At 64.4% G+C, this 26,500-nt stretch carries 24 protein-coding genes and 1 pseudogene; 14 read left to right on the top strand and 11 right to left on the bottom strand.

Annotation, left to right across the window (positions count from 1 at the left end; all coding sequences use genetic code 11):
• Both IGW04_RS12815 and IGW04_RS12810 read left to right on the top strand, forming a co-directional pair.
• Positions 1–194, top strand: a pseudogene (locus IGW04_RS12815) (hypothetical protein); the annotation flags it as partial.
• 149 nt (positions 195–343) lie between these two features.
• Positions 344–511 (top strand): hypothetical protein, encoded by a 168-nt coding sequence (locus IGW04_RS12810; RefSeq protein ID WP_194713469.1) that lies wholly within the window; start codon positions 344–346, stop codon positions 509–511.
• A gap of 39 nt (positions 512–550) precedes the next feature.
• Here the strand turns inward: IGW04_RS12810 and IGW04_RS12805 are convergent, their stop codons facing one another.
• Both IGW04_RS12805 and IGW04_RS12800 read right to left on the bottom strand, forming a co-directional pair.
• The gene (locus tag IGW04_RS12805; RefSeq protein ID WP_228527063.1) at positions 551–2,722 is read right to left on the bottom strand and encodes a family 1 glycosylhydrolase; all 2,172 of its coding nucleotides are present in this window, start codon (positions 2,720–2,722) and stop codon (positions 551–553) included.
• A 91-nt stretch (positions 2,723–2,813) separates the two neighbouring features.
• A complete protein-coding gene (locus IGW04_RS12800; RefSeq protein ID WP_194713468.1) occupies positions 2,814–5,465 on the bottom strand; it encodes an FAD-dependent oxidoreductase in 2,652 nt (883 codons plus the stop codon).
• An 841-nt stretch (positions 5,466–6,306) separates the two neighbouring features.
• On the opposite strand from IGW04_RS12800, the gene IGW04_RS12795 reads away from it, so the two are divergent.
• The 4 genes from IGW04_RS12795 to IGW04_RS12780 all read left to right on the top strand — a co-directional run bounded on the left by IGW04_RS12795 (position 6,307) and on the right by IGW04_RS12780 (position 9,115).
• Positions 6,307–7,578, top strand: a complete 1,272-nt coding sequence (locus IGW04_RS12795) for an SDR family oxidoreductase (protein WP_194713467.1) — start codon at positions 6,307–6,309, stop codon at positions 7,576–7,578.
• Position 7,579: 1 nt separating this feature from the next.
• Complete coding sequence (locus tag IGW04_RS12790) at positions 7,580–8,044, top strand: DUF2269 family protein (protein ID WP_194713466.1); 465 nt, start codon at positions 7,580–7,582, stop codon at positions 8,042–8,044.
• Between the two features lie 102 nt (positions 8,045–8,146).
• The gene (locus tag IGW04_RS12785; protein WP_194713465.1) at positions 8,147–8,908 is read left to right on the top strand and encodes a class II aldolase/adducin family protein; all 762 of its coding nucleotides are present in this window, start codon (positions 8,147–8,149) and stop codon (positions 8,906–8,908) included.
• A gap of 9 nt (positions 8,909–8,917) precedes the next feature.
• On the top strand, positions 8,918–9,115 hold the full coding sequence (locus IGW04_RS12780) for a 4-oxalocrotonate tautomerase (RefSeq protein ID WP_194713464.1): 198 nt from the start codon (positions 8,918–8,920) through the stop codon (positions 9,113–9,115).
• A 53-nt stretch (positions 9,116–9,168) separates the two neighbouring features.
• On the opposite strand, the gene IGW04_RS12775 is transcribed toward IGW04_RS12780, so the two are convergent.
• The 4 genes from IGW04_RS12775 to IGW04_RS12760 form a co-directional block, all read right to left on the bottom strand.
• Complete coding sequence (locus IGW04_RS12775) at positions 9,169–10,608, bottom strand: alpha/beta hydrolase family protein (protein ID WP_194713463.1); 1,440 nt, start codon at positions 10,606–10,608, stop codon at positions 9,169–9,171.
• Positions 10,609–10,953: 345 nt separating this feature from the next.
• On the bottom strand, positions 10,954–12,516 hold the full coding sequence (locus IGW04_RS12770; RefSeq protein ID WP_194713462.1) for a tyrosinase family protein: 1,563 nt from the start codon (positions 12,514–12,516) through the stop codon (positions 10,954–10,956).
• Positions 12,517–12,621: 105 nt separating this feature from the next.
• Positions 12,622–14,556 carry a PAS domain-containing sensor histidine kinase gene (locus IGW04_RS12765; RefSeq protein WP_194713461.1) on the bottom strand — a complete coding sequence of 645 codons (1,935 nt, stop codon included), beginning with the start codon at positions 14,554–14,556 and terminating at the stop codon, positions 12,622–12,624.
• A gap of 162 nt (positions 14,557–14,718) precedes the next feature.
• Positions 14,719–15,633: a phytanoyl-CoA dioxygenase family protein gene (locus IGW04_RS12760; protein WP_194713460.1), complete on the bottom strand. Its 915-nt coding sequence runs from the start codon at positions 15,631–15,633 to the stop codon at positions 14,719–14,721.
• A gap of 245 nt (positions 15,634–15,878) precedes the next feature.
• On the opposite strand from IGW04_RS12760, the gene IGW04_RS12755 reads away from it, so the two are divergent.
• The 4 genes from IGW04_RS12755 to IGW04_RS12740 all read left to right on the top strand — a co-directional run bounded on the left by IGW04_RS12755 (position 15,879) and on the right by IGW04_RS12740 (position 19,396).
• Positions 15,879–16,406 (top strand): hypothetical protein, encoded by a 528-nt coding sequence (locus IGW04_RS12755; RefSeq protein WP_194713459.1) that lies wholly within the window; start codon positions 15,879–15,881, stop codon positions 16,404–16,406.
• Entirely contained in the window at positions 16,403–16,918 is a 516-nt protein-coding gene (locus IGW04_RS12750; protein WP_194713458.1) for a hypothetical protein, read from the top strand. The genes IGW04_RS12755 and IGW04_RS12750 overlap by 4 nt, the downstream gene beginning before the upstream one ends.
• A 67-nt stretch (positions 16,919–16,985) precedes the next feature.
• On the top strand, positions 16,986–18,236 hold the full coding sequence (locus IGW04_RS12745) for an MFS transporter (protein WP_228527062.1): 1,251 nt from the start codon (positions 16,986–16,988) through the stop codon (positions 18,234–18,236).
• 113 nt (positions 18,237–18,349) lie between these two features.
• Positions 18,350–19,396, top strand: a complete 1,047-nt coding sequence (locus tag IGW04_RS12740) for a hypothetical protein (RefSeq protein ID WP_194713457.1) — start codon at positions 18,350–18,352, stop codon at positions 19,394–19,396.
• A gap of 152 nt (positions 19,397–19,548) precedes the next feature.
• Here the strand turns inward: IGW04_RS12740 and IGW04_RS12735 are convergent, their stop codons facing one another.
• The gene (locus IGW04_RS12735) at positions 19,549–19,878 is read right to left on the bottom strand and encodes a hypothetical protein (protein WP_194713456.1); all 330 of its coding nucleotides are present in this window, start codon (positions 19,876–19,878) and stop codon (positions 19,549–19,551) included.
• Positions 19,879–19,918: 40 nt separating this feature from the next.
• Between IGW04_RS12735 and IGW04_RS12730 the strand changes: the two genes are divergently transcribed.
• The 4 genes from IGW04_RS12730 to IGW04_RS12715 all read left to right on the top strand — a co-directional run bounded on the left by IGW04_RS12730 (position 19,919) and on the right by IGW04_RS12715 (position 23,619).
• On the top strand, positions 19,919–20,776 hold the full coding sequence (locus IGW04_RS12730) for an NAD-dependent protein deacetylase (RefSeq protein WP_194713455.1): 858 nt from the start codon (positions 19,919–19,921) through the stop codon (positions 20,774–20,776).
• 167 nt (positions 20,777–20,943) lie between these two features.
• On the top strand, positions 20,944–21,507 hold the full coding sequence (gene ahpC, locus IGW04_RS12725; protein ID WP_194713454.1) for an alkyl hydroperoxide reductase subunit C: 564 nt from the start codon (positions 20,944–20,946) through the stop codon (positions 21,505–21,507).
• A gap of 177 nt (positions 21,508–21,684) precedes the next feature.
• The gene (ahpF, locus tag IGW04_RS12720) at positions 21,685–23,289 is read left to right on the top strand and encodes an alkyl hydroperoxide reductase subunit F (RefSeq protein ID WP_194713453.1); all 1,605 of its coding nucleotides are present in this window, start codon (positions 21,685–21,687) and stop codon (positions 23,287–23,289) included.
• A 186-nt stretch (positions 23,290–23,475) separates the two neighbouring features.
• Positions 23,476–23,619: a hypothetical protein gene (locus IGW04_RS12715; protein WP_194713452.1), complete on the top strand. Its 144-nt coding sequence runs from the start codon at positions 23,476–23,478 to the stop codon at positions 23,617–23,619.
• 401 nt (positions 23,620–24,020) lie between these two features.
• On the opposite strand, the gene IGW04_RS12710 is transcribed toward IGW04_RS12715, so the two are convergent.
• The 4 genes from IGW04_RS12710 to IGW04_RS12695 all read right to left on the bottom strand — a co-directional run bounded on the left by IGW04_RS12710 (position 24,021) and on the right by IGW04_RS12695 (position 26,473).
• Positions 24,021–25,106, bottom strand: coding sequence for an ATP-binding protein (locus IGW04_RS12710; RefSeq protein ID WP_194713451.1), 1,086 nt, complete (start codon positions 25,104–25,106; stop codon positions 24,021–24,023).
• The gene (locus IGW04_RS12705; protein ID WP_194713450.1) at positions 25,103–25,819 is read right to left on the bottom strand and encodes a response regulator; all 717 of its coding nucleotides are present in this window, start codon (positions 25,817–25,819) and stop codon (positions 25,103–25,105) included. The genes IGW04_RS12710 and IGW04_RS12705 overlap by 4 nt, the downstream gene beginning before the upstream one ends.
• 125 nt (positions 25,820–25,944) lie before the next feature.
• Positions 25,945–26,130 (bottom strand): hypothetical protein, encoded by a 186-nt coding sequence (locus IGW04_RS12700; RefSeq protein WP_194713449.1) that lies wholly within the window; start codon positions 26,128–26,130, stop codon positions 25,945–25,947.
• 52 nt (positions 26,131–26,182) lie between these two features.
• Complete coding sequence (locus IGW04_RS12695; RefSeq protein ID WP_194713448.1) at positions 26,183–26,473, bottom strand: hypothetical protein; 291 nt, start codon at positions 26,471–26,473, stop codon at positions 26,183–26,185.
• Positions 26,474–26,500: the final 27 nt, after the last annotated feature.

The raw sequence follows: 26,500 nt of genomic DNA, 5'->3' as shown, positions 1-26,500 counted from the left end.
TGACGCCGGATCAGCGTCATCGTGGCCAGGCGGACCAGCTGCTGGCCCATCGCAAGGCGGTCTATCAAGCCGCCCGGGCCGCCAAGCCGCAGCGCTGGGCAGGCGCCGTGCGCCATTGGGATCTTGACGAGGTGGTGTATCTGAACCCCGAGCGAAAGGAGGCTTTGCCGGCCGCGATGCCACGTGCTGCATGACTAATTTGGCGACAACTACCTTGACACATACCGCTTCGCCAAAAAAAGTAACCAAAAAAAGGCGACCCGGTGATCGCGCCCCCGCTGCGCGGGGGTTCCCGTGTCAGCGGTACCCGGAGCGGGGCGCGGCTAAACTCGCCAAGCAAAGCTTGGCTCAGACAGACGCCGCACCTTTTCCCGCTCCGGGCACCGCTGACACGGCGCGCTCAACGGGATTTCACTTCAACGGCAACGTCAAAAGCAACAGCAACGGCAACGGCAACGGCAACGGCAACGGCAACGGCAACGGCAACGGCAACGGCAGAAGCAACGGCTAAATCACCCTCCCTCAGCCAAGCCGCTCCCGGCCCACCCCCTCACTCGTACGCCGCCACATCCCTCACATAGCGCTGGATCGCTCCCTCCAGCGTCGGCAACAGCAGCCCCCGCTCCGACGACAGCGCCGTCGCGCTCTTGCTCCCGCCGTCCACCCGCACCAGCCGCGATGCATCCACGCCTGCCTCGCTGGCGGCGCGGGTTGCCAGCTCGTGCCAGGAGATCGCGCCCTGGTTGGCCAGGTGCCAGACGCCGGCGGCGCGGTCGACCAGCAGGTCCAGCGTCGCGTGCACCAGGTCGGGTACATAGGTCGGCGATACCATCACCGCGTCGCTGGCCTCGACATGCCGGCCTTCCTTCAGCGCGCGCAAGGTCATGTGCACGAAGTTGTACTGGTCCCAGGGGCCGAAGAAGGCGCTGGTCCGCACGACCAGGGCCTCGGGAAAGGCTTCCTGCACCAGCCGCTCCGCGACCGCCTTGCTGCGGCCGTAGACGCCGGTCGGGCAGACCGCATCGCTTTCGACATAGGCGCGGCCCAGGCGGCCGTCGAAGACCAGGTCGGATGAGAATGCAACGTAGGGAATGTCGAAGCGGGCGCAGGCGCGGGCCAGCATGCCGGCGCCATGCGCGTTCTCGCGGAAGCAGCGCTCTTCCTCGCGCTCGGCCTGGTCCACCCGCACATAGCCGGCGGCGTTGATCACGGCCCACGGACGCACCCGCTCCAGCGTGGCCTCGATCGAGTCCGCGTCGGTGATGTCCATCTCGCTGCGCGAGAGCAGGATGTGCGGCAGGCCGCGGTGGTTGCAGACCCGCGCAAACGCCCGGCCCAGCGTGCCGGTGGCGCCGACGATGGCGATCACGCGCGGCCGGTGCACCAGGGCTGGCGAGGCCGGCTCGCGCTGTGGCGGCTGATAGTAGCGGTCGTGCCGGTGCCACCATCCCGCATGGTCCAGCACGGGGTGGCTGAAGTCGCCAGTGGTGGCCAGCGCGCCTGCGGCCAGCGCCAGCGCGGTCGGGCGCGGCGGGTCGCAGCGCACGTCGAATACGCCGGGCTCGTAAAAGCCATTGCGCTGGGTCAGCAGGGAATTCCAGTCGACGCAGCCGAACAGGGACCAGACCGTGACCGCCCGCAGGTCAACGCCTTCCTCGCGCAGCGTGCAGGCGGCGTCCCATACTTCCTTCAACCAGCGCAGCTGCTCGTCACGGGTGTTGCCGTGATGGACCTCGGTAACGGCCACCGGCAGCCGATAGCGTTCCCAGACCTCGCGCAGGCGTGCCAGCGGCCCGGTCGGCCGGCCTTCGAAGTCGATGCGCACCGCCTCCACGTCGGCATAACGCTCGCGCAGGTTGCCGCTGTGATGATGCGCCGGGAACAGCTCCAGGCGCTCGTCCAGATAACGTTCGCTGGTCAAATAATGGTTGATGCCGATGATGTCGGGCGGGCAGGGCTGCTCGACGAAGAAGGCCAGTTCATCGGCGCCGATGCCGTGTTCGAGGAAGCGCTGGTACCAGGCATGCGCGCGGTCGATGCGGCCGCACAGCAGGTCGAAGCTCAGCCAGCGCCGCTCGTTTTCATAGTCGGCCTGGTATTGCAGTGCCGGCGTGGCGAACACCTTGCCCATGTCCTCGGTCTGCACCAGCTGGGCGGACGGGTTGATGCGGCGTATGGCCTGCATAGCCAGCGCCACCGCGTGGCACTGGTAGACCAGGGTGCGCAGGAAGCAGGCTTCGTCGGTGCCATGCGGATACCAGTGGCCGTACAGGCCCGAGAACCGCGCCGTGGTAAGCGGCTCGTTGACGGGCGTGTACTTGTCTATCCATGGATAGCGTTCGGCCACCCGCGCCGCATGCTGCGCCACCATTTCCGGAAAAGCGGGATCTGCCAGGCTGGTGTAGCGCGGGCCGCTGCCGTGATGCACCAGCCCGGCGATGGGACTGATGCCCAGTTCGCGCAACTTGGCGAGGCGCTGGTCGTGCCAGCGCCAGTCGCAGCGGTCGGGTGATTCGGGCGCGATGGTTTCCCAGAGAACGGGGTAACGCAGCGTACGTATGCCCAGCCCGGCCACCTGTTCCAGGTCGCTTTCGCGGTCCCAGTGGCCGGTTTCCCTGGCCTGGTCACGCACTGTGTCATGGACTCTCGCCACGGTGCATTCAATGCCGCCCCATACTTCGGGCAGCGCTCGTCGGCGTGCATTCTTGCTGACCATCGTCATACTGTGTCCTTAACAACGGGAGCAACGGGCAGGCCAGTCCAGGCCGTCCCGCCGGCCGGCCCGCACTCGATTGACATGCGTGATGCGTGCCTTATTCGCTCAGGCCCAGCGCCCGCTTCTTCGGACGCATGGCTTCCACGGCTTTTGCTGCCTTCCTGCCAGCCAGGAAGGCATGATCGGAGTTGTAGTATTCCCATTCGCTGTAACGGCCCGCCAGGACGATATCGTGCTGCGCCATCCAGCGCCGGATCAGCTCCACGTTGCGCGAGCGCGCATGGTCGTACAGCACGTAGGCATAAGGCATGTCGACCAGGCTGGAGGTGATCAGCTTGTCGTCCGGCTGCAGCAGGCCGACCTTCACCAGGTCGGCCATGCAGCGCTGCACCAGCGCATCGCCATCGACCGGCAGCGGCTTGTGCTCGGAATAGGAAATCTCGCAGGTCAGTCCGAAGCCGCCCGGCGGATTGCAATGCGGGCTCGCATTGCCCTGCACGAAGACGCGATGGAAGATGCTGTCCTCGGGGTAGTAGATCCAGTGCTTGTCCGTGATGCTTTCACGGGCAATGCCCAGGTTCACGCAACGGATCGAGATATGACGCAGTCCCTGCGCGGCCTGATGCACTTCGGCCGGCGCGTTGGCGCCGATCACCTTGACCAGTTCCGGCAGCGGCATCGTGCTCACCAGCTGTTCGTAATGGAAGCGCCGGCCGTCCGCCAGCGCCACCAGTTTTTCCTGCGGTATCAGCTCGACGACCTTGGCGCTGGTTTCCACCGTGCCCTTGATATGCGGCAGGAAGCCCTTCATCAGCGCTTCGAAGCCGCCTTTCAACGGATAGCCGAAACGGGCGTTCGGCCCCATTGGCTTGGCCACCGGTTCCAGTGCGCCCTCGATGATTTCATTCAGGTCGGGCAGTGGCACGCGGCCGCCGAGCCAGGAGGTTTCCATCTCGGTCAGCGGCACGGTCCAGAGCTTGCGGTTATACGGGATGGCGAAGTGCCTCGCAATCCCCGCGCCCCATACCTTGTAGATGAATTCCTCGAAATTGCGCGGCGCCTGATTCTGCAGCGCCACGGCGCTGGCGGTGGGCGAGGCTGCTGCCGCCGGCAGCACCGCGCCGTCGGCGCAGCAGTCGTCCAGGTCCTTCACGTCGCCGGAAGCCACCTTGCAGTTGGCGGCGCTGGACGTGGTGTCGGGCTGCCGGGTGCTGCCATAGCGGGCCTCGATGGCGCCGGTGATGCATTCGGCAATCACCTTGGGCGGCAGGCCATACAGCGCGCCCTGGAACGGGTAGCGGGTATGCACGCCCTTGCTGTAGACCCAGGCCTCGCGGTTCTGCCAGTGCAGATTGTCGCCCAGCAGCGTGCGGTACAGCTCCAGCACATAAGGGTCGTTGGAAAACATGATGTGGCCGGCGTAATCGAAGGTGAAGCCCTTGTCCTCGATCGAACGGCACCAGCCGCCGACGGTTTCGTTACGCTCCAGCAGCAGCGTGTCCTGGTCCAGATGGTAGGCCGCGGAAAGGCCGGTCGGGCCGCCGCCGATCACCACCGTGTCATGGCTGCGGGTGGGCTGGTGGCTGTAGAGCTGGTTCACGTTGCGCGATGTGGCCGGCACGGCGCTTTCCGCGGCGGCTGCGCGCTCGCGGGCAGACTGTTCCAGCGCGCTCATCAGGTCGCGCATGGTCAGCGCGGTGCTGTCCCACGACGTGCGGGTAAGCTTGTCGCGCATCTTCTGGATCATCTCCTCGCGCTCTTCCATCGAGACCAGCAGCGCTGCCTCGCAGGCGGCGATGAATTCCTCCGGCGTATGCGCAATCGCCACCACGTCGCTGTGCAGGTCGACCACGTCGCGCACCGGAGTACTGACGATGGGCAGCTCGGCCGCCATGTATTCCAGCGACTTGGTCGGGCTGATGAACTTGGTCGATTCATTCATTGCAAACGGCATCAGGCATACATCCCAGCCGGCCAGCAGCTGCGGCAGCGCTTCATACGGCTGTTGCCCCAGGTAATGGATGTTGTCGTGGCGCGGCAGCGTGGCCGGGTCGATCTTGACCACCGGTCCGACCAGCACGATCTGCCATTGCGGATGCGCCTGCGCCACCCGGCCGATCAGTTCGGTATCGAAGCGCTCGTCGATCACGCCATAAAAACCCAGGCGCGGGCCGGGGATGTCGCGGTGGGCCGGATGGGCATTGGCGCGGTCCAGCGCCTGCGCGAAGTGCCTGACGTCCACGCTGCTGGGAAAGCAGTGCACATTCGGATGCCGGTCTTTCTTGGCGTTGTACAGGCTGGGGCCGCCGGTGAAGACGATCTCGGCCCGCTTGAGCAGCGAGTTCTCGCGTTGCAGCAGCTGGCGCGGCGGATTCTTGAAGGCGGCCAGTTCATCCATGCAGTCGTACACAACCAGGCGCGGCGGCAATTCCTGCAGCAGCGGCAAGGCCATCGGCGTATAGAACCAGACGATGTACTCCTCGCCGTCGCGCACCAGTTCGCGCACCATTTTCTTCAGGTAAGGCAGGTGGTCATCGTGGAAGCCTGGCATGTCGACCGGCGTATGCGGCCTGCAGACAGTGATGTTGGGAACGGGGCTAGTGAATTCCATGCCGCTTTCACCCTGTCGGAAAACCGGTTCCTCGAAGAAGCAGATCTTGTAATGCTGGGCCAGTCGTGACAACAGGTGCTGGGGACGCTGATACACAAAATCCCAGCGAAGGTGGGAAAACACTAGTATGGTCGGCATGCTATCTCCTGGTTGGCACGTGCAGCGCTTGATGACACGCAATGCGTCGCCCGGCGTCATCGCCTGTAGCGGACGCAGTGACTTGGAGCGCCAAAGCAGGAGGCTGGTCTGTGACAAGCCGTTCCATCAGGGGCGGAAACGGTCACGCGGAAATCTGGTCGGGCAAGCCGACCGGCGTATGAACCGGCTCGCATTGCAACGGTATTCGTCACCGAAGATTACTAGAATGTTAATTTTGTCACTATCGGACATTGCCTTATGCCTCTGTAGGAATGCAGGAGGTTCCCCTATGAAAATGCGTCCGTTCAGCCAACGCCGGGCAAGCGCGCCAAGCGCTGCCAGCAATAGGCCAAAGCTGGCATATACCGGCGCAAGCGAGGTCGCTGAAAGATGTTTTTCATAGCCAGGCTGCATCCGGCAAGACGTTGACTTGTTGTAGTTGACGCAGGCCATCGCCGTCACGCCCAGGCCGCCGCCCATCTTGGCCGGCAACGACTGCCGCGGCTTTTACACAGCTTTCATAAACGATCGCCCACAAGGTCGCCGATGCATGGTGGATCGCATAGCCGGTGGCGTATGGCGCAGGGTTCCGTGAGCCTGTTTCCTTCCGGCCGTCGACACCAGGCTGCCGATGGCGCCCGCCATCAGGATCTCATTGCATGCCTGTTGCCATGTCTTCATGCTGTCTTTCATCAAACTGTTACTCATGAACTCGCCATTCATGCAAGGGTCGTACCGGCATGAGGCGGCATGGAATAAAGGGCGTCCGGTTCCCGGTATCGCACGGTTGGACGGCGCTGCAAATCAAGGCGCATCATCTGCCGCATTCAAAGGAGAACGCTTGATCATATTGCTTACCGGCGCCAGCGGCTTCATCGGTCGCCATCTCGCCGATGCGCTGCTGGCGCATGGCCATGACGTGATCGTCACCTCGCGCAAGCCAGGCCATGCTGCCCGGCCCGGCTTGCGCGAAGTGGCGGCGGACTTCTCCCGGGACATCGAGCCGGCGGCCTGGCTGCCGCGGCTGCTTGGCGTCGACGTCGTGATCAATGCCGTGGGCATCCTGCGCGAAAGCCCGGGCCAGCGTTTCGAGTTGCTGCACGAACGCGCGCCGTGTGCGCTGTTTGCCGCCTGCGCCGAGGCCGGCGTCAGGCTGGTGATACAACTATCGGCCCTGGGTGCGGACCAGCATGCGACCAGCCGCTACCACCTGAGCAAGAAGGCGGCTGACGATTGCCTGCGCGGGCTGGACCTGCCGGCGGTCATCCTGCAGCCTTCGCTGGTGTACGGCGCGGACGGCGCCAGCGCGACCCTGTTCTCCACCCTGGCCAGCCTGCCGCTGGTGGTCCTGCCTGGCGGCGGCCGGCAGGGCGTGCAGCCGGTGCATGTGGACGACCTGTGCGCGCTGGTGCTGGCCGTGCTGGCGGCACCGCCGGCCTCGGTGCGCACCGTCACGGTGGCCGGCCCGCAACCTCTCACGCTGCGCGCCATGCTGGCGGGCTTACGTGCCGCCATGGGTCTGGGGCGGCTGCATGTGCTGCCGCTGCCAATGCCGCTGGCCCGCATGGCCGCGTCGGCCGGCACGCTGCTGCCCGGCAGCCTGCTGGATACGGACACCCTGTCCATGCTGGAGCGCGGCAATACCGGCGAGGTGGCCGACATGACCGCCTTGCTGGGCCATGCGCCGCGCCCGCTGCCGTCGTTCATCACCCCCGCCGAAGCGCCCGCGATGCGGCTGCGTGCCCAGCTCAACTGGCTGCTGCCAGTGCTGCGCTGGTCGATCGCGCTGGTGTGGATCGTCACCGGCATCGTCTCGCTGGGCCTGTACCCGGTGCAGGAAAGCTATGCGCTGCTGGCCCGCACCGGCATCACCGGGGCGCTGGCGCCGCTGATGCTGTATGGCGCGGCGCTGATGGACCTGGCTTTCGGCATCGGCACGCTGGCGCTGAAGCGGCGGCGCTGGCTGTGGCTGATGCAGCTGGCGCTGATCCTGTTCTACACCGCCGTGATCAGCTTTCGCCTTCCCGAATTCTGGCTGCACCCCTACGGCCCGCTGCTGAAGAACCTGCCGATGCTGGCCGCGATCTGGCTGCTCTATGAAATGGAGAAATGAAATGGAATATGTCGTCGTGAAGTGGCTGCACATCCTGTCGTCCACCTTCCTGTTCGGCACCGGCATCGGCTCTGCCTTCTACATGCTGTTGACCAGCCTGTCGCGGGATGTGCGGGCCACGGCCGTGGTGGTGCGCCATGTGGTGCTGGCCGACTGGCTCTTTACCACGCCGACCATCATCATCCAGCCGCTGACGGGCTTTTACCTGATCCACCTGGCGGGCTATCCGCTGACCAGCCGCTGGATCATGTGGACCATCGCGCTGTACCTGCTGGCCGGCGCCTGCTGGCTGCCGGTGGTCTGGCTGCAGATCAGGATGCGCGGCTTCGCCCAGGATGCGGTCAAGGCCGGCACCGAGCTGCCGCCGATCTACTGGCGCTACCTGCGCTACTGGGTGCTCCTGGGCATACCGGCCTTCCTGGCGCTGGTGGTGGTGTTCTATCTGATGGTGGCCAAGCCTGCCTAGCGGTGGTCGCCTGGGGCATGCATGGCGGACTTTACAACCGGGCCTGCCGGCTGATTAAATGCACGGCATCGCGGCCGCCGCGCCGCTTCTCCGCGCCTCTTCATGAATCCTGCACCTTCGTCGCGAAGCGACGGCATCAGCGATGCCGAATGGCGGGTCCGGGTCGACCTCGCCGCCTGCTACCGCCTGTGCGCGCTGCGGCAATGGGACGACATCATCTACACCCATATCTCGGCCACGGTGCCCGGCGAGCCGGGCCATTACCTGATCAATCCCTTCGGCGAGCGCTTCGATGAGATCCGCGCCTCCGGCCTGGTCAAGATCGATCTGCAGGGACGGATCCTGGGCGACGCCACGCGCCGCGTCAACGTGACCGGCTTCGCGATCCATGGCGCGGTGCATGCGGCGCGCCCCGACGCCATGTGCGTAATGCACCTGCATCATGCCAACGGCATCGCGGTGGGCATGCAGGAGCAGGGCTTGCTGCCGCTGTCGCAGCATGCGCTGCGCTTCTACGAGCAGGTCGGCTATCACGACTATGAAGGCCTTGCGCTGTCGGCGCAGGAACAGGGCAGGCTGGTGCAGCGGCTCGCTGGCTTTCCGGCGCTGTTCCTGCGCAACCATGGCACCCTGGTGTGCGGCCGTACCGTGGCCGAAGCCTTCGTGCTGATGGATACGCTGGACAAGGCCTGCGCCTACCAGTTGAAGGGCCAGTCCGGCGGCGTCAGGCTGGTGCAGCCCTCGCCCGAGATATGCCGCAAGACCTGGCGCGAACTGATCGGCGACGGCGCCCCGGAAGGCGCGCTGGAATGGCCGGCGCTGCTGCGCCTGTTGAATGACATCGATCCCACTTACCAGCAATAAGGAACAGCCATGCCCACCATTAACGTGCAGATGTTTGAAGGCCGCACCCTGGAGCAGAAACGCGCTTTCGTGCAGGCGGTGACGGAAGCGACCTGCAAAAGCCTGGGCTGCGCGCCCGGCAGCGTGGACATCATCATCCAGGATGTCAGCCGCGATAACTGGGCCACCGGCGGCAGGCTCTGGAGCGAGCCGGCGCCGGAAGCGTGATATGCCACGCCGGGCCGCCGTATCGGCGGCGGCCCGGCAGATGACAGCTTGCGTCAGTTGCAGGAATAGGCCGCGGCCAGCTTGGCGCGTGACGTGGCGATGGCGGAGCTTGCCGGCTCATCGACGGTCAGCGTGTTGTCGGTGAACTTGCAGCCATACTTCGGATCGGCCACCGTCGAGGCGGTCAGCACGTCATCGCCCTGCGGCTTGGCGCCGCCGCTTTCCCAGGTCACCATGTCCTGGAATGCCTTCACCTGCTCATTGACGGTGAAGTCGCAGTGCGCCACGCCACGGATCGCCCGCTGCACCAGCATCCCCGATGTGCCCTGGGCATCGGCGCGCTTCTTGAAGATCTGCTCCATGCTGAATGGCACATACATGTCGCCCAGCGTGTGGATGGTCACGACGGGGATGTTGAAGCGCGCATTGGTCTTGGGCACCCAGCGCAGGCCGTCGGTACGCAACCGGTTCGCGTCGGGCGTTGCCTGCACGCGGTAGATCGTATTGTTGAAGGCGGTTTCCTCCGCCGACAGCGCCGGTGAATTGTCCAGCTGATACACGAAGTCCTTGGTCGACACCACGTCGTCGTTCAGGATGCCCACCATCTTGCCGTCCCGTCCGAACGTGCCCCAGACCGTATCGGTGTAGGGACCGGCGAAGCCGACATCGAACATCGGGCGCTGGCCGCCGGTCAGGTTCTGCACGATGGTCTTGAGCTTGTCGCCCTGCGCCGTGGTCACGCCGGCTGCGGTGGTGCTGGGGAAGGTCGCAAACAACGCGCTCTTGACCGTGGGCTGGAGGGTGGCCCAGTTCGTCACCGGCCAGCTGGTGGCGGGCACGCCGGCAAGCTGCATCGCGGCTGCCTGGTAGGCGGCGAAGAAGTCATACAGCTCGGTGTCGCCCAGCACGCCGCACATCGGCACTGCGCCGTTGTAGCTGACCTTGTGGTTCGCATACTCAAGCGCCTCGGCATCGATCGCCGCCGCAGTCACGTGGCCGCCCATGGAGACGCCGGTGATATAGATCTTGCTGGGCGCGGCCAGCGGACGGCCGTTGGCGGCGGCGATCTTGTTGAATGCCAGCGCCAGGGCATTCGTGTCTTCCACGCCGGCCCGGACGTCATAGTAGTTCTTGGAATAGCTCGATGCGGCCCAGGCATAGCCCTGCTCGACCAGGTAGCGGCGGATGGCGGGATTGCTCACGGTGAGGGCGGAGCCGGTGCCGGCATAGCCGTGGGCATACATGACCAGCTTGCCATTCCAGTTCTTTGGCACTTCGATGCGATAGCCCGCGCCTTCCAGCGTGCCCGACCAGCGGTCTGCTTCAGGCGCGCCGGGCAGCGCGGCGAAAGGCAGGCTGGCCTCCGTGACGGCAAAGGTGCGGGTGTCCTGGGGACGTTGTGCTTCGGGGGCGGGATCGTTGGAGCCGCCGCAGGCGGACAGCACAAGGGTGAGCGCTGCAAGACTCAGTGCGGAACGTACTGGTTGTTTCATTAAAACAGTCTCCGTAGTCATTGGAATAATTTTTGAAAAGCTACCGGCGAAATCAGTGTTCTGCAGTGCGAAACACGGTTTCGAATTCGGCATGGAAATGTTAAGGCGGCTGTAAAACCTTGTAAAGAAGAAAACAGAAAAGTTTGGTTTTTGCAACGCTGGAAGGGTTGCACCGACTTGCTCGGATAACCGTCAACCGGTTGGAAAAGGTGGCTGCGGATGTGCGCCTGTACCGGAAAAAGCGGACGGGGGAAGGGCCAGAAGGGAAATGACGATCACAGGCTGGGCTGCAACGCTGCGGTGCAGCCCCTTATGGCATGTCTTGCCGCGCCGGGCGGCGCAGGGCTATTGCGGCGTCTCGGTCGACAGCTCCAGCCGCGCCTCTCCTACCCGGATGACTTCGCCGCCAGGCGCGCTGTTGCCGCTGACGCGGACGAAGGACAATGTGACGTTGCGCGGGTCGGCTGCCACCAGCGCGCTCAGTTCCCGGTTGAGCGCAAATGTCAGCGTCACGGTGCCGGGTTCGCTGCCGCCGGCATCCTGCCGCATGTGCACCCGGTGCTCGGCCGCGGCGATCTCGAATGGCCCGACGCTGCCGATGCGGTAGGCGTTGGCGCTGCTGACGTCGGTACTCGAAGGCAGGTCAAGGTAGAGGTGGTAGAAATAGCCGCCCATGTCGCCATTGCCGCTGATGCGCACGCTGTCCAGCACCACGAGCGCCGAGCGGTATGGGCCGGTTGCCTGCGGCGCGGTGGCGCCGAGGGTGCGCTGCAGCAGGTCGGCGCTGGCCTGGTCGGGCTGCAACTTAACGCTGATCGAGTTTTCATTCAGCGGTATGCGCAGCACGCCGCCCACTGACAGCCGGCTGCCGCTGATCTGACGGCTTGGGGAAGCGGCGAGATCGGCGACGGCTGGCCGCGCCAGCAGGCGCGGCGCGGCGCCGCTGGTTCGAGGGCCAAGCTGCGCCAGCTGCAGCGCCATGTCATCCTGCCGCATCGAGGCGAGCATGAAGTTGCCCGTGCCGGCCTGGGCGGTTTGCGCCGCTGGCAGGGACGTGGGCATGGTCTCGTTCTGGTAATAGTAGGACAGCTGGCTGCGCGTATCGATCGTGCGGCTGCGCTGCATTGTCAGCCGGCTGGCATAGGTGAAGGTGCCGGCCCAGTAAGTGCTGCCGGCCGATGGCGTGGTGCGCCCGCCGCCGGCCTGCTGCCATGCCGACCAGAGACGATCGACGTTGGCGTGGTGCAGCCAGAAGATCGGATCGGTTGGCGACTGCATGGTCGCCATGGTGCTGCCGATGATGTTATGCACCGGATTATGCGGCTGGTCCTCCATCAGGACCTCGAAGGGATTGGTCAGTCCGCGCTGCATGTTGGTGACCGTGCCGGCAAAAGGCGCAAGGCTCAGCGCGTCGATCACATTGCTGTTCTGGCGTGAAAGGTAGAGCGAATTGAAAGGCGACGGGTTGGTGAATTCACCGGGTATCTCCGGCGTGTTGTAGTAGTCCCAGTACGGCAGCACCAGCGCCTTGTTGCCCGACACGGCGCGCAGCTGCTGTTCGAAGTAGTACAGATAGCCGCGGTGCCATGCGAGGAAATACGCGATGCCATGCGGGCAGAAATTGAGATGGACATTGGTCCAGTATGCCCAGCTGCGCTTGTCGCTGGCATTGGTGTTTTCACGCATGCGCGAGATGCCGTCGACCAGCGAGCCATAGTCACGCGTGTTGCGGAAGGTATTCCAGTCGAGCCGACGGGCCGCGCTGGTCTGCGCCAGCAGGCGCTGGCCAGGCAAGGCGGTAGCCAGCAGTGCCGACGCGCCCTTGAGGAAGTCGCGGCGGGTGAATACGCTCCTGTGCATGGTCTGTCTCCCCTGGATCACCAGACCATGGTATTGACGTTGAGTCATGCTCTCTTGAGAAACATCAATGATGCCGGCATACATGCGCCCGCAAGGAGCGGAGAACGCCAGGCGATCATGCGAAACCCGCGGCGCGGCTCTGCCCGGCCGGGCTTAATTCACGCGTGCGCGCGCGCGCCGGTCCGTGGCGGATCTGCGGTCGAAGCCTGGTTCCAGCATCTGCAGTTCCGGACTGAGCGGTATCGCCGCCGTGACGGTCACACCCTGGTCAGGCGCGGCGGTGATGGTGAGCTTGCCGCCGAGCGAGCCAATGCGTTCGCGCATGCCGCGCAGGCCAAAGGCCTCAGGCTTGTCCTGCTTGCCGAGCTGGCCGATGCCATCGTCGGAGATGCGCATCAGCAGGCTTTCCTCGGTCGCGTAGAGCTGCACATCGACATGGCTCGCATGCGCATGGCGGCTCACATTCGTCAGCGATTCCTGCAGCGTGCGAAACAGCGCGGTGGCGCAGGCATCCGGCAGCGCGATGTCTTCGCCGTCGGACAGCAGGGTGCAGGCAATCCCGGTCTTGCGCTGGAATTCCCTGGTCTGCCATTCGACAGCCGCATGCAGGCCGAGGTCCAGCACGGCTGGCCGCAGATCGTTGATGATGGCGCGCATGCTCTGCATCAGCGTGGTCATGCTGCGCAGCATGCCATCGAGCTGGGCGGTGGCCTGCGGCACATGCGACAGCTGGCCCTGGAGTATCGAGACATCGATCTTCAGCGCCAGCAGTTGCTGGCCGAGTTCGTCATGAATTTCACGTGCGATGCGCTTGCGCTCTTCCTCGCGCACCGATTCCTGATGCTCGGCCAGTTCGCGCATCGATACCGCCGAGGCGCGCAACGCCGACTCGGTCGCCTTGTGCTGCGTGATGTTCTCGTGAACCACCAGGATATTGCGCCCGCCGCTGCTGCCCATGCGGCTTACCGTGGCGCGGCACCAGAAGAACTCGCCGGTGCCGCGGCAGATGTATTCCATCGAAAACATGGGCGTTTCGCCCGCTGCCACCGAGCGTATGCCGGCTGCGATGCGCGCCGCTTCAGCAACGCCCTGCGCCGCCGACGAGGCGCACACATCAAGGTAATTGCTGCCAGTGCAGTCCATGCCGCTGAATTCGATGAGTGGCTGGTTGACCATCAGGACCCTGCCGTCGTGGTCGAGCAGGAACACATGCGACGGCTGCACCGCGCCAGGACGGTTTTCAACGCCATAGTCCGGAACGGGAAGCGCAGCGATGCCGGGCGCCTCTGCAGGCTTGCGTCCTGGCGCGGCCAGAGAAGCGGCGCCGGAATCGAGATAGATCGCAAAGGCGCCAACCACCTTGCGTTTGGCGTCGCGCAGCGGTGCCGCGCTGACCATCAGCCGCCTGGTGGAGCCATCCTGGGCCACGATGTCGACCGGGTCCATGTTGCGCCCGATGCCGCGGCGCAGCGCCAGAAAGAGCGCGCGGTTCTCGGGACGCATCTCCAGGTCCGGTCGCCGCCACTCGCGCTGCTGGGCCAGGTCCTCCGTCCATAAGCGCTGGGCGGCCGCATTCACGATCACTGGCTGGCCGTCCCGGTCGACCATGCAGAAGGGATAGGGCAGGGCTTGCAGCGCCTGGTGCAGCAGGCCGTCATGATGGTCCGCCGCGCCGGCGCCGTTCGTCCTGCCGCGCCAGGACAGAACGAGCAATGCGCCCAGCAAGCCGGACAGCAACGCAAGTGCCGCCATATCGGCATAAAACCGCGCCTGCAGCCCGGCATCGTCGCGGCCCACCTCCGACGTCACTTCGGCTGCCAGGAAAGCGATGCGCGCTGCCTGTGCTTGTGATGTGTCCTGCAAACCCGCGCGCAATTGCGCAACACGGTCCTGCAGCGCGGGATAGCCTGCCAGATCGTCGTTCAGCGCGAGCAGCGCGGCGTTGACTTGCTCACGATCCTGCAAGCCGGTGGCCGGAACGTGCAGGCTGATCTCGACCAGGTGGCCGAGCGCACTTCCCAGCGTCGGCCTGGCCGAGGACATCATCGAGAGCGTTCGCGCGGTATCCCAGCCGACAAATCCCGCCATGACGATAAACGCCACTGCAACGCACGTTCTGATGAGTCTTGAAGCGCCTCTGTCATCCATCTCCGGTCCCAGGGCAATCGCCGGAGCAACTGATGGCTTGCGGCGAAAATCGTGTCCGCATGTTACGACACCTGATGCGCGATTGTCATGGCCATTGTGGCCCTACGCCTTGGTCCTTTTCAACAAAAGCCGGTTTATGTAGCCATCGATCTTCGCCGCCTGCAGCCCGGCCGCCGGCGCATAGTCATACATGTAGACCGGTAGCAGCGAGTACTGGATCTGCAGCAGCAGCCGGGGCTTGCCGCTTGGAAGCAGGCCTTTGTGCACACCATGGGTATCGACAGCGAAGAAGGTGCCGGCGGGCCCGGTGACCCTGACCATCTTCTGCTGGCCGTAGCGCGCCGCGACTTCCTCGTCCGCATAGGGCGCCAGACGCATGCTGCAACGCTCGCGGTGGCTGCCGCTGACATAGACATGCGGGCCGGCGTCTTCGTCGACATCGGTCAGGTAGGCGAACACCTTGATGAAGCGCCAGTCGTCGCAGTCGCGGTGAAAGCCCTGCAATCCGGTGCCGGTGCCTTCCCGGGGATATGACCAGCGCAGGCCGATGGCGGAAATCGTCGGCTTGCAGCCTATGTACTGGGCAGCGAGCCTGATCAGTGGTGCGCTGTTAGCCAGTTCGAGCAAGTGCGGGCAGCCAAGCACGTCAGCCAGGCTGTATTCCGCCATGCGCACCTCCGGCGGCGGCGCGTCGGCCAGGAACAGCGGCGTAGAGCGGCCATGCGGCGACAGCGGCCGGTTGCGCAGGTAGTCATGGATATCGTCAATCTGCGCACGGTCGAGCAGCCTGGGCAGCATCGCAAGGCCATTGGCGCGCAAGGTCTGGAAGCTGGCAGTCTCATCCGTGCCGGCCACATTGCCGAAGTTTGGCATGCCATGCCTGATACGCAGATAACCAGCAACGCCGGTGGCAACCGCTCGCCGCAGCCGCCGGGGTGTCACGGCACGCTGCGCGTAGTACATCAGGCTCTGCCATGGCCTGAAGGTGCGTCCCGGCATCAATTGCACGTAGTCCATAAAAGTTCCTTTAAAGGAGAAACATGAATGACATCGAAGTGCTGAAGATGAGTTGTTCTTTTGGAAATCTTACTGTCTTTCCTGGTGTAAAAGTTAATATAAGATAACTTTTAACAAAGGCAACTTTTAATGAACAAGCGAGAGTGTTTAAGGGAATCGATACCGGCGCGCTGCCGGAATGAGGACTCTTGTTCCCTCTGGCTATAATTTTTCCCATTACATGCCGGCGATAAACGCACCAGATAATGACTTTTTTTCCTTCACGTTCGACATTTGCCGTCCTGGCGATCGGAGCCCTCGGCGTACTGAGCGGATGTAGTTCCTTCCTGCAGCAGGGCGCGGGCGCTGCGGCAGGCGTGGGAGGCGCCGCCGTCGCAGCCAGCGTCACCTCCGATGCCGCCGTGGCAACCGGCATAGGCGTGGGCGTGCAGTCGCTTGCCCAGGCCGGGGTGCAGAGAGCCCAGAAGGCGGTGCATACCACCCTGCAGGACCAGATTGCGGCTGTCGCCGGCGGCCTGGCGGTGAACGAGGTGGGCAGCTGGGAGGTGAAGCATCCGGTCCCGATCGAGCCGGCCAGTCGCGGGGAAGTGACGGTCAGCCGCACCGTGGGCGCGCGGTCGCTGGATTGTCGGGAAATCGTGTTTTCCGTGGAAAATGGACCGCGCGCGGAAAGCAGCAAGGGCTTTTACGTGGCCATGATCTGCCGCGATGGCACGCGCTGGAAATGGGCGTCCGCGGAACCTGCGACCGAACGCTGGGGATCGCTGCAATGAGAACGCTGCGGCTGGCCGCCAGGGTCGCCATGGCCACGGCGGCGCTGGGCTTGTCGGCCTGTTCCACAGTGGGCGGCCTGGCCGGCACGGTCGCCGGCATCGCCACGGGTTCCTTCACCAGCAATCCGGCGATCGGCATAGCGGTGTCGGTCAGTGTCAAGGCGGCCACCGACGCCGGCATGAAGAATCTGCTGCGCTCCCTGCAGCAGGATGAGCAGGACGAGATCGCTGCGCTGGCCGGCATGATGCGGGAAGGCGAAGTGCGGCCATGGCAGGTGCGGCATAAAATTCCCTATGGAAACAACCAGGGCGACATGCAGATTATCCGTTCCATCATCACGCCGCTGGCCAATTGCAAGGAAGTCATGTTTACCGTGAATGACGCCAATGCGGCGCCTGCCTCCGACGGCACGGCGCGGCCCTGGTTCGCGGCTCATGTCTGCTTGCAGGAAAGCGGCTGGAAATGGGCCAGCGCCGAGCCGGCAGTGGAACGCTGGGGCGCCTTGCATTAAAGTGGCGCGCTTGCCGTATCGGAAATGATGGAAAGAGTAGATACGGCCACAATAAAAAGGAAGAGACATGCCCCTGCAATCCTCCGTCGGCGCTGCCGCGGCGCCGACCGTCCGTTCCCTGTGGGCAATGCTGGCTGCGCTGTGCATGGCTTTCATGCTGAGCCAGGCCTATCGCACCGCCGCCGCGATGATGGCCAGCCGCCTGCAGGCCGAGTTTTCACTGTCGCCCCAGCAGCTCGGCAGCTATGCCGGCGCATTCCATTTTGCGTTCGGCGCGATGCAGCTGTTCATGGGCCTGGGCATCGACCTGCACGGCGTGCGCAAGACCATGCTGACCTCCTTCCCGGTAGCCATCGTCGGCGCGCTGCTATCCGCCTTCGCGCACAGTTACGCCATGCTGGTGCTGGGCCAGGTGCTGATCGGCGTCGGCTGCGCGGCTGCCTTCCTGGTCTGCACCGTCTTCATCACCCGTCATTTCCCGCAGGAGCGCTTCGCTTCCGTGTCCGGACTGGTGCTGGGCATAGGCGGGGGCGGCATGCTGCTGACCGCCACGCCGCTGGCCTGGGTCGTGCAGGAAGCGTCCTGGCGGGCCGGCTTCATGATGCTGGCCGGCCTGTCGGTGCTGGCCTGGCTGGTGATCTTCATCCGGGTCCGGGAGCCGGCGCAAGGCCAGGAACGGCGGCATGAATCACTGGCGACAGCGCTGCGCGGGCTGGGCGCCTTGCTGCTGCTGCCGCATACGCTGGGCATCATGGCATTGGGCGCAGTGACCTATGCCGCCTTCATGGCGCTGCGCGGATTGTGGCTGGGGCCGCTGCTGATCGGGCGTTATGGCTACACCCTGGTGCAGAGCGGCAATGTGGCCCTGCTGGTATCGGTGGTGTCGCTGTTTGGGCCGCCGCTGTTCGGACGCTTCGGTCCGCAAGGCGCCGGACGGCGCCGTTGCATCGTTGCCTTCACGCTGGCGCTGATAGCGCTGTTCGCCGTCATGGCGATGGTGTCGAGCAGCACGGTGGTGGTGTGCTGTTCGGTGCTGGTCGGCTTTCTGTCCGGCTTCGTCGTGCTGCAGTACGCCGATGTCCGCGCCTCCTACCCGGTGGCGCAGATCGGCCGCGCGATGGCATTGTTGAACATGGCCATGTTCCTCGGTGTGGCCCTGGTGCAATGGCTCAGCGGCGTAGTGGCTTCAGCCGCGCCGGCCTGGCATGCCGATCCGCACTCGGCTGCGCTGTCGCTGATCGCCGCGATGCTGACCGCTGGCGTCCTGGCCTTTGCCCTGCTGCCGGCGCCGCGCGCTGGCCAGGATGTCATTCGATAAACAACTGTATTGTTTAGTCGACGTTCGGCCAATCGATCGGAAAGTTCGCTTTACACAAGTTGCCTCATGGATATAATCGGATGGGTCAGCCCTGCCAACCGAGGCCATCCATCATGCATTCCGTCCAGCCTGTCATCATCCGGCCCCGCGTCATCGTGGTGGACGTCAGCGCCCAGTGCGCCGACGCCGCCCTGCTCGACGCTGCCGGCGGCGCAATCTATGGCGCTTACCATTACGATGCGGCGGCGCCATTTACCGATGGCAATGGCACGCTGTGCTACCAGGTCTATCCATTGGCGATCACACCGCTGCGGCAGATGCCCGGCTTCTCCGCGGAACGCGCGCTGGGCGGCAAGAATCCCGGCACGGGCATGCCGCTGGCGCTTGCCTACCTCGATACCATCGCCGAGCGTTTCGGGCCGCCGCAGGAATTCCCGGTAGTTACCGTGGCCAACCCGGCCGACTACCGGCAAGTCTATGCGGACATCCTGAACGATTGCCGGCACGGCGCATTCAACCGCCTGCCGCTCTGGGCCATGCAAGCCAGGCAGCACAAGACCCTGCGCGTGCGGCAAAAGCATTCGGCAGCCGGAAAAATGACGCCTGAAAGCTTCCTGATCGATTACATCGCCGCAGATGGTTCGCGTGGCTGCTTCGGCATCGACATGCGCAACCATGTCGACAAGTCGCTGCCCCGTCCGGCCTGCGCTTCCGGCTGGAGCACGCCGGCGGAAATCCTGCAGGCAGTGGAAAAGCAGTTCTCGCGCTGCGCCGACATCCGGCGCGAGGACTACCAGGCATTCGAAGTGCCGGTGCATGGAAGACTGCTGCGGGAGAGTTTTTTCTGGGCCGAGGATATCGGCCAGGACGAAGTGCTGCAGGTTCGCGGGAATGCGGCTGGCACCTGCTTTACGGTGTTCTATCGGAACCATCAGGGACGTCCGTGCGAAATCGAACTGAAGGTTGCGCTGCATGGCTCGGCCAGGCTGGCCGGCACGATCGACTGGCTCGACATCGTGGTGGCGATCGAACAGGAATGCGCGGGGTATCCGGGTTTCGACCTGAGCCGCTATCGCGTGGCCGAAGTGTCCAATGGCGCGCGCAGCCAGCGTGAACTGTTCCTGCCCCAAAGCCGGACAGACGTGCGCCAGGCCGCCTGAGAGGCTTTGCCTTATACCAAACCCAATCCATAACGTCCCATGAAACCGGGTCTTTTTCCGCCTGGCTGCGTCGGGATCGTCGTCAATAGCTGGGCTATCGACTCCTCAACCGTCTTGCCAGACCAAAAAATCCATCGGTTTCACCCGGGACGTTAGGGATTGGGTTTGGTATTACTCCCCCGGCAGCAGCGCGCCGCGGCTCTCGAGCGCACCGGCGTGTCCAGCAGCTCCTGCCGCATCAGCGCATCCTTGCCGCCAATGCTTATCACCCAGGACGTCGAATCCGGCTGGCCGCCGGCATAGGCGGCATTGTCGAAAATCGAATCACCCAGCAAATGGAGTTGGCCAGACGATGGCATGCTATTGACGATGGGTGCGGCCGCCAGTAGCGTGGACCCCGCCAGAAAACGCCGGCGCAAGGGATGCATGAATGCATGGCTGTCATGCCATGCATGCTGATGACCATGTTCCGGAACCGGCATTCACCCCGGCAGGAAGCCCGCCCGCCACCAGGAGAACAGCTTGAGCACCACCGACGACGGCCTGCAGCAGCTGGCCCGTTTCATCGAACGCCATCCGGACACGCTGGTGCTGACCGGCGCCGGCATCAGCACCGCCTCCGGCATTCCCGGCTACCGCGATGCGGACGGCGTGCGCCGTGGCCGGGCGCCGATCCAGGGGCCGGAATTCCGCACATCCGAAGCGGTGCGCCGGCGCTACTGGGCGCGCAGCTTTGCTGGCTGGCCCGTGATCGATCAGGCATTGCCGAACGCCGGACATCGCGCGCTGGCCCACCTGCAGGCCCATGGCTGGCTGGGCGCCATCATCACCCAGAACGTCGATGGCCTGCACCAGCGCGCCGGCAGCAGCGATGTGCTGGAACTGCATGGCAGCATCCGCACCGTGCGCTGCCTGCAATGCGACGCCAGGCAGGCGAGGGCGGAGGTGCAGGCGCAATTGCAAGCTTTAAACCCGCAGATGGTCGAAGTCACCGCAGCGCCGGCGCCTGACGGCGACGCCCATCTCGACCCGGCATGGCTGGACAGCTTCCGCACACCCGACTGCCCGCGCTGCGGCGGCATGCTGCAGCCCGACGTGGTGTTCTTTGGCGACCTGGTTCCCGCCGGGCGCACCGCCGCCGCCAGCGAACTGGTCAGCCGCGCCAGCGCGCTGCTGGTGCTGGGCTCCTCGGTGATGGTGCATTCCGGCTACCGCCTCTGTACCCGCGCGGCGGAAGCCGGCAAGCCGCTGGCGGCACTGACCGCCGGCAAGACCCGCGCCGACCCGCTCTATGCATTGAAAGTCACGCTGCCGCTGCAGGAAAGCCTGCCTCTGGTGGCTGATATGCTGGGCACGCCTTGCCAGCCGGAATGTGTCTGAAAAAGGGCTTGAGTTCAGCGAAAACGACACGATCTGTTCTTGATAGGATGTCGGCCTGTTAATGCGATAAACATAAGCTATGGCATTAATTGGAACTATCGATTTCACGTTTCGATAAATCTACCCTATCATTCTTCCTACCAATTCTTCAACCAAAGGGAAATTCCATGTCACTGATCAATACTACCGTCAAGCCCTTCAACGCCACCGCTTACCACAACGGCAAGTTCGTCCCGGTATCCGATGCCGACCTGAAAGGCAAATGGTCCGTAGTCGTGTTCTACCCGGCAGACTTCACCTTTGTGTGCCCGACCGAACTGGGCGACCTGGCTGACAACTACGACACCTTCAAGTCCCTGGGCGTGGAAGTCTACGGCGTGTCGACCGACACCCACTTCACCCACAAGGCATGGCATGACACCTCGGAAACCATCGCCAAGATCACGTATCCGCTGATCGGCGACCCGACTGGCGCGATCACCCGCAATTTCGACGTGATGATCGAGGAAGAAGGCCTGGCGCTGCGTGGCACTTTCGTGATCAACCCGGAAGGCCAGATCAAGCTGTGTGAAATCCATGACAACGGCATCGGCCGCGATGCCAAGGAACTGCTGCGCAAGGTGCAGGCTGCCCAGTACGTTGCATCCCATCCGGGCGAAGTCTGCCCAGCCAAGTGGACCCCGGGCGCCGAGACCCTGGCACCGTCGCTGGACCTGGTCGGCAAGATCTAAGTTCTGACCCTCCCGTCCCGCGCAGCCACAGCCGCGGGACGCAACGCCGGGCCGGAACAGCGGCCCGGCGGCAGTGCCACCCCCCGATCAGCCTTTTTTCCCGGCAGCCGAGGCTGATTGGGCGGTAGTACTGCACTCCACCATACCGTAGCAACCCTTTTAGAGAAGCGAGCCATCATGCTGGATGCCAACCTGAAAAACCAACTCAAAGCCTATCTCGAGAAAGTCACGCAGCCGATCGAGATCGTGGCTTTCCTGGACACGACCGACAAATCGCAGGAAATGCTGGCGCTGCTGAAAGACATCGCAGCGCTGTCGAGCAGGATCACGCTGGCCGAGCGTCCGGCCGACGGCGAGCGGGCGCCTTCCTTCTCGCTCAACCGCACCGGCAGCGACATGGGCATCCGTTTCGCCGGCATCCCGATGGGCCACGAGTTCACCTCGCTGGTGCTGGCGCTGCTGCAGGTCGGCGGCCATCCGCCCAAGGCCGACGCCGCCGTGATCGAGCAGGTGAAGAACCTGGAGGGCGACTTCCTGTTCGAGACCTATATCTCGCTGTCCTGCCAGAACTGCCCGGAAGTGGTCCAGGCCCTGAACCTGATGGCGGTGCTGAACCCGAACGTGCGCCATGTGATGATCGACGGCGCGCTGTACCAGGATGAAGTCAATGCGCGCCAGATCATGGCCGTGCCGACCGTGTACCTGAACGGCGAGATCTTCGGCCAGGGCCGCATGGGCCTGGAAGAGATCCTGGCCAAGGTCGACACCGGCGCCGCCGAGCGCGACGCCAAGAAACTGGCGCAGAAGGATGTGTTTGACATGCTGATCGTCGGCGGCGGCCCGGCTGGCGCATCCGCGGCGATCTATTCGGCGCGCAAGGGCATCCGCACCGGCGTGGTGGCGGAGCGTTTCGGCGGCCAGGTGCTGGACACCATGGGCATCGAAAACTTCATCTCGGTCAAGGAAACCGAGGGACCGAAGCTGGTCTCGGCGCTGGAGCAGCACGTCAAGGCCTATGATGTCGACGTGATGAACCTGCAACGCGCCTCGGAACTGGTGCCGGGCGAGGTGATCGAGGTCAAGCTCGAGAGCGGCGCCAGCCTGAAGGCCAAGACCGTGATACTTGCCACCGGCGCGCGCTGGAGGCAGATGAATGTGCCGGGCGAGCAGGAATACAAGAACAAGGGCGTGGCCTATTGCCCGCACTGCGACGGCCCGCTGTTCAAGGGCAAGCGCGTGGCGGTGATCGGCGGCGGCAACTCGGGCGTGGAAGCAGCAATCGACCTGGCGGGCATCGTCGCCCATGTCACGCTGCTGGAATTCGACGTGAAGCTGCGTGCCGACGCGGTGCTGCAGCGCAAGCTGATGAGCCTGCCGAACGTGACCGTGATCACCCAGGCGCTGACCAGCGAAGTGCATGGCGACGGCAACAGGGTCACCGGCCTGCAGTACACCAACCGCCAGACCGGCGCATCGCACCGCGTCGACCTGGAAGGCATCTTCGTGCAGATCGGGCTGTTGCCCAACACCGACTGGCTCAAGGACACGGTGGCGCTGTCCAGGCATGGCGAGATCGAGATCGATTCCCATGGCCGCACCTCGGTGCCAGGCGTATTCGCCGCCGGCGACGCCACCACGGTGCCGTTCAAGCAGATCGTGATCGCGATGGGTGAGGGCTCCAAGGCAGCGTTGTCGGCCTTCGATCACCTGATCCGCACGTCGGCGCCTGCCGATGGCGCGGAGCCGGCCAGGGCGGAAGACAAGACTGCGGTGCCTGCCTGAACAATGTCTTGCTGTTGAAGAACGCCGGCGCGAGCCGGCGTTTTTTTCGTGGCGGGGTGTGATTGTTTCTTTCCCGGCCTTGACGGCGAACCTCTCCACGCTTGCATTGGGCCTCAAGGCCGGAAGCCTGAACGACCCGCTGGAGCAGGAAACCAGCAGCTCGCCCTGACGTTGCATGAGCTTTTCATGCGCACCGAAGCGCTCCGGAAATTTGAGGATGCCGACGTTACGGAGCGCGAGGCGCATCAGTACCGTACCGCCCTGTACTTCGCCGCCATCGCGCGATCGAAAGCCCGCGATGTATTGCGGGAGCGGGGTTTTTCGGTTTAAGGACGCATGCGTAGTAGGGGCAGTACCCCGTAGGTTCATTGCACCATGCGATTACAAACCGCATTTGCGATATTGGCACTTTCCTCTCATCGACCATTGGCGGAATGCCCCTTCGGGGTATTCCGCCCTACAGAGACCGCAGATACAGTGCCATGCGCTGGCTACATTCCGCATGAATCCATAAAAAAAGCCCGCCGGGAGGCGGGCAAGGGATATCTGCCAGGATATCCAAAGGGAGGAGATTGCAGTTCATGCATGCAGGCAAGCCGCCAGCGTTCTGCCAGGAACGGCGCAGGTCTGCCTGAACCGTCAGTGTCGCCTGTCGCTGTGTCGCCAGTATGTAATGCTGGTATCAAAATTGACACAATCGCTATGCTTGCACCCGGCGGCCGCGCCAAGTCCTATGCGCGCCGCAGCATCAGCCGCGCAATCAGCCCGCCGGTTGCGGCATTTTCCAGGCTTAGCGTGCCGCCGCACTGGGATGCCGCCTCGCGGGCGATGGCCAGCCCGAGCCCGACGCCGCCGGTAGCGCGGTTGCGCGAATCTTCCAGGCGCACAAACGGCTCGAACACGGTTTCCATCTTGTCTTCCGGTATGCCGGGTCCGTGGTCGCGCACCTCGATCTGCAGGCCCTGGGCGTTGTCGCTCACCACGATATGCGCGCACTGGCCGTAACGCAGCGCGTTCTGCAGCAGGTTGGACAGGCAGCGCCGCAGCGCCAGCGGGCGAGTCAGCAGCGGCCGGGCTGATCCACTGAGGCTGACATCATGGCCGGCATCGGCCTCGTCCTCGGCCATCGATTCCAGCAGCGCCGTCACGTCCATCATCTGCCATGCTTCGTTGGAAGCCTCGTCGCGCAGGTAGCTCAGCGTGGCGTTGAGCATGGCGGCCATTTCGGCCATGTCTTCCTTGAGCTTGTCGCGCAGCGCATCGTCCTGCATGCGCTCCACCCGCAGCTTCATGCGCGTCAGGGGCGTGCGCAGGTCGTGCGACACCGCCGCCAGGAAACGGCCGCGCTCTTCCACGTTGAGGCGGATGCGCTGCTGCATGCGGTTGAACACCCGCGCCGCCTGCCGCGCTTCCGCGGTGCCGGTTTCGGTGATCGGCGGCCGGTTCAGGTCCACGCCCAGTTCGGCGGCCGCCTGGCCGAGCTTCTGTATCGGCCGCGCCAGCATCCGCGCGCCCAGCCATGCCGCCAGGCTCAGCGCAACCAGCTGGCTGATCAGGCCGATCCAGAAGGCCGGCGGCGGCGTGCGCACGCTGTGGCCGGCGATCTCGATCGTCGGCCGGCGATAGGGCGTCGGCGGGCGTTGCGGCGGGCGCGGGCTGTCCGCTGCGCTGATGCCGGGGGGCGGCCCCGGCGGCCGGTGACGGTCGCCGTAGACCCCGAGCAGCAGCACGAAGGTCATCAGGTGGCTGATCACGATGGCGGCCAGCACCAGCAGGAACAGCCGGGAGAAGATCGTATCCGGCAGCAGGCGCGTCATCGCGTGATGCGGGCGTCGAACAGATAGCCCTCGCCGCGGATGGTCTTCAGAAGCCTGGGGTCGCGCGGGTCGTCGTCGAGTTTCTGGCGCAGCCGCGACACCAGCAGGTCGATGCTGCGGTCGTAGGCATTGCTGGCCTGCCCGCGGGCCGCATCCATCAACTGGTCGCGGTTGAGCACCCGGCGCGGCCGTTCGATGAAGGTCCAGAGCAGCCTGAATTCCGCATTCGACAGCGGCACCACCATCTTGCGCGGCGTCGTCAGCTCGCGCGTGTTCACGTCCAGCGTCCAGCCTTCAAAGCTGATGCGCTCGCTCTCGCCGCCGGCAGGCGCGGCCCGGTCGCCGCGGGTGCGTCGCAGCACGGTGTGGATGCGCGCCACCAGTTCGCGCGGATCGAACGGCTTGACAACATAGTCGTCCGCGCCGAGCTCCAGCCCGACCACCCGGTCGGCCGGTTCGCCGCGCGCGGTCAGCATGATGACCGGGATATTGCCGGTGGCGCGCAGATGTCGGCACAGCGTCAGGCCATCTTCGCCGGGCAGCATCAGGTCGAGGATGATGACGTCCGGCGCCTGCTCGGCAAGGGCGCGCCGCATCGCGGCGCCGTCATGCACGCCGCGCGCCTCGATGCCGAAGTCGGCGAGATAGGTGCACAGCAGGGTGCAGATTTCCTTGTCGTCATCGACGATCAGGGCGCGGGTAGGGTGATGCATGGCGGACATCCGGAACAGGAAAAGGCATGCATGATCGCATGCAGCTTCACTCTGCGCCCCAGGCTTGTCGGCCGTATGTCGGCATTGCATCAAGCCTGTTACAAAAAGCCGTCCGCCCTGGAGTTTTACTTTCCGCGTACGAAGTCGGGCGAGGCGCCAGGCGTCTGGCTGCCCGGGTCTGCTGCTTCATCGGGATTGATGCCTGGCGGCAATCCGGTGTCGATCACATGCTTTACATCGTCGCGCTGTTCCGGAACGACATCGTCGCGATCTGCCGCCGGGCGCGGTTGATTGCTGGGCTGGTTTTGCATGGCGCCTCCAAAACCAGTTCGATAGTCATGGCTGGCTATCGTTCCGTGCCTGCTAGCGCGGCGTCACGGAGTTTCCGTGCTGGCGCAACATCTGCCTGACCTTCGCGACGACAAGCGATACCAGCAGCACCGCCACGCCGACCACGAAAAACACGCTGGCAAGCGCTGCCACCAGCGCCAGGATGATGCAGCCTGCAGTGACCAGGCCGGCGATCTTCCAGCGCCACCAGGGACCGAGCATGGCCCGCATCATGGCCGCGCGCGAGGTTTTGGTGGACGCCTTAGGGCCAATGCCTTCCACGACTTCCCATTCGGTTTGCTCAAACTTTTGTTCGGACATCATCTTTCTCCTGAAACAGCGAATTGCAGC

This window comes from Noviherbaspirillum soli, assembly GCF_015352955.1.
Lineage (GTDB): Bacteria > Pseudomonadota > Gammaproteobacteria > Burkholderiales > Burkholderiaceae_D > Noviherbaspirillum_A > Noviherbaspirillum_A soli.
This window is presented reverse-complemented; position numbering and strand designations above follow the sequence as displayed.

Coding starts and splice junctions, on each gene's coding strand:
- IGW04_RS12805 (WP_228527063.1), bottom strand. CDS start 2,722: ATGACGATGGTCAGCAAGAATGCACGCCGACGAGCGCTGCCCGAAGTA.
- IGW04_RS12800 (WP_194713468.1), bottom strand. CDS start 5,465: ATGCCGACCATACTAGTGTTTTCCCACCTTCGCTGGGATTTTGTGTAT.
- IGW04_RS12790 (WP_194713466.1), top strand. CDS start 7,580: ATGGAATATGTCGTCGTGAAGTGGCTGCACATCCTGTCGTCCACCTTC.
- IGW04_RS12785 (WP_194713465.1), top strand. CDS start 8,147: ATGAATCCTGCACCTTCGTCGCGAAGCGACGGCATCAGCGATGCCGAA.
- IGW04_RS12780 (WP_194713464.1), top strand. CDS start 8,918: ATGCCCACCATTAACGTGCAGATGTTTGAAGGCCGCACCCTGGAGCAG.
- IGW04_RS12775 (WP_194713463.1), bottom strand. CDS start 10,608: ATGAAACAACCAGTACGTTCCGCACTGAGTCTTGCAGCGCTCACCCTT.
- IGW04_RS12770 (WP_194713462.1), bottom strand. CDS start 12,516: ATGACTCAACGTCAATACCATGGTCTGGTGATCCAGGGGAGACAGACC.
- IGW04_RS12765 (WP_194713461.1), bottom strand. CDS start 14,556: ATGGCGGGATTTGTCGGCTGGGATACCGCGCGAACGCTCTCGATGATG.
- IGW04_RS12760 (WP_194713460.1), bottom strand. CDS start 15,633: ATGGACTACGTGCAATTGATGCCGGGACGCACCTTCAGGCCATGGCAG.
- IGW04_RS12755 (WP_194713459.1), top strand. CDS start 15,879: ATGACTTTTTTTCCTTCACGTTCGACATTTGCCGTCCTGGCGATCGGA.
- IGW04_RS12750 (WP_194713458.1), top strand. CDS start 16,403: ATGAGAACGCTGCGGCTGGCCGCCAGGGTCGCCATGGCCACGGCGGCG.
- IGW04_RS12745 (WP_228527062.1), top strand. CDS start 16,986: ATGCCCCTGCAATCCTCCGTCGGCGCTGCCGCGGCGCCGACCGTCCGT.
- IGW04_RS12740 (WP_194713457.1), top strand. CDS start 18,350: ATGCATTCCGTCCAGCCTGTCATCATCCGGCCCCGCGTCATCGTGGTG.
- IGW04_RS12735 (WP_194713456.1), bottom strand. CDS start 19,878: ATGCCGGTTCCGGAACATGGTCATCAGCATGCATGGCATGACAGCCAT.
- ahpC (WP_194713454.1), top strand. CDS start 20,944: ATGTCACTGATCAATACTACCGTCAAGCCCTTCAACGCCACCGCTTAC.
- ahpF (WP_194713453.1), top strand. CDS start 21,685: ATGCTGGATGCCAACCTGAAAAACCAACTCAAAGCCTATCTCGAGAAA.
- IGW04_RS12715 (WP_194713452.1), top strand. CDS start 23,476: ATGCGCACCGAAGCGCTCCGGAAATTTGAGGATGCCGACGTTACGGAG.
- IGW04_RS12710 (WP_194713451.1), bottom strand. CDS start 25,106: ATGACGCGCCTGCTGCCGGATACGATCTTCTCCCGGCTGTTCCTGCTG.
- IGW04_RS12705 (WP_194713450.1), bottom strand. CDS start 25,819: ATGCATCACCCTACCCGCGCCCTGATCGTCGATGACGACAAGGAAATC.
- IGW04_RS12700 (WP_194713449.1), bottom strand. CDS start 26,130: ATGCAAAACCAGCCCAGCAATCAACCGCGCCCGGCGGCAGATCGCGAC.
- IGW04_RS12695 (WP_194713448.1), bottom strand. CDS start 26,473: ATGATGTCCGAACAAAAGTTTGAGCAAACCGAATGGGAAGTCGTGGAA.